We start from the raw sequence: 1,285 nt of genomic DNA on the forward strand, positions 1-1,285 counted from the left end.
CGGACCCCGCGGTGCCTGCCGCAGCGGCGGCGCCGGCCCCGCCCCCACCGGACACGGGCGCAGTGCCGTCCTCGCCCCCCGGAGTCCTCGACACCCCCGACGGCTGGCACGTGACGGTCGCCGGATCCAACGAAACCCTGCTGCCGGTCGCACCACTGACCACCGCGGTGTCGTCACGTGAGTACCTCGTCGGCGGCACCTTCAACGGAAAGGTATCGGGCGGGGGCAAGACCAAACTGACCGGCGGCACGCTCGAAGCCGGCGCCCAGATCGGTTGCGGCATCATCACTGACGAAACGGAAATCAACCCGGGCATCAGCTTCACCCCGGGCATCAAGATCCCGTTCACCGGTTCGGCCGGCGATGCCAGCCTCGGTACCGGTGTCAGCCTGCAGGGCAAGGTCTACCTCAAGCCCGGCACCGTGACCATCGTTCCGATCGACAAGAAGTCGTTCAAGGGCACGGGCACTCGCGTGACGATCACGGGCGTGCGTATCAAGTTCGATCAGTGCGCCGGTCAGTCGTTCATCCGCACTTACGCGACGCTGACCAGCTCCACCGACAACACCGACGACGTCGTCACCTACCTCGGCGTCACCAAGGCCGTCTGACCGCGGCCTCGCGACGGCACCGACCATCTTTCGCCCCGATCACGACGCCGATACCTCGGATTCGAACCCCATGAGAGGCACAAGTTCCCGCATGTTGAATCGTTTCGCCACATTGGCCGCTGTCTGTATGTTGGCCCCGGTTGCGTTGGCGCCCCTCGCGTCGGCCGACCCGCCGCCACCACCGCCGGATCCCGCCGCACCCGTCGATGCCGGACCACCGCCGGACAACGGGCTGGTCGCCTCCGCCGAGCCGGGCGTGGTCACCACCCCCGACGGCTGGAAACTCACAGTGTCGGCCAAAGACGAGAGCCAGCTGCCGGTCGCGCCGCTGACCACCGCGGCATCGTCACGTGAGTACATGGTGGGAGCCACCTTCACCGGCACCGTCACCGGCGGCGGATCCACCTCGCTGACCGGCGGCACGCTGGACACGGGCTACCAGATCGGCTGCGGAATCGAGCTGGGCCAGGTCCGTCTGATCGGGTCCATCGGTCTGAGCACGTCGGGCTCGACGCTGGCCGGCATCATCCCGACCGGGGTGAGCATGCCGATCTCGGGCACCTTGGAGGTCCACCCCAAGCCCGGCACCGTCACCAACGTCTCGGTGAACAAGAAGTCGTTCAAGGCCGCACCGGTGCGCGTCACGTTGAAGGACGTTCACATCAAGGTGGACG

Annotated in this window: 2 protein-coding genes; both read left to right on the forward strand. The window is 67.4% G+C overall.

Going from position 1 to position 1,285, the window contains the following annotated elements:
* Window positions 1-611, forward strand: a 611-nt coding sequence (locus A5779_RS09415) for an MspA family porin (protein ID WP_064881151.1), incomplete at its 5' end; no start/stop codon positions are given.
* Between the two features lie 91 nt (window positions 612-702).
* The coding region (locus A5779_RS09420; RefSeq protein ID WP_064881153.1) for an MspA family porin at window positions 703-1,285 on the forward strand (583 nt) is incomplete at its 3' end.

This window comes from Mycolicibacterium peregrinum (assembly GCF_001665625.1).
GTDB lineage: Bacteria > Actinomycetota > Actinomycetes > Mycobacteriales > Mycobacteriaceae > Mycobacterium > Mycobacterium peregrinum_B.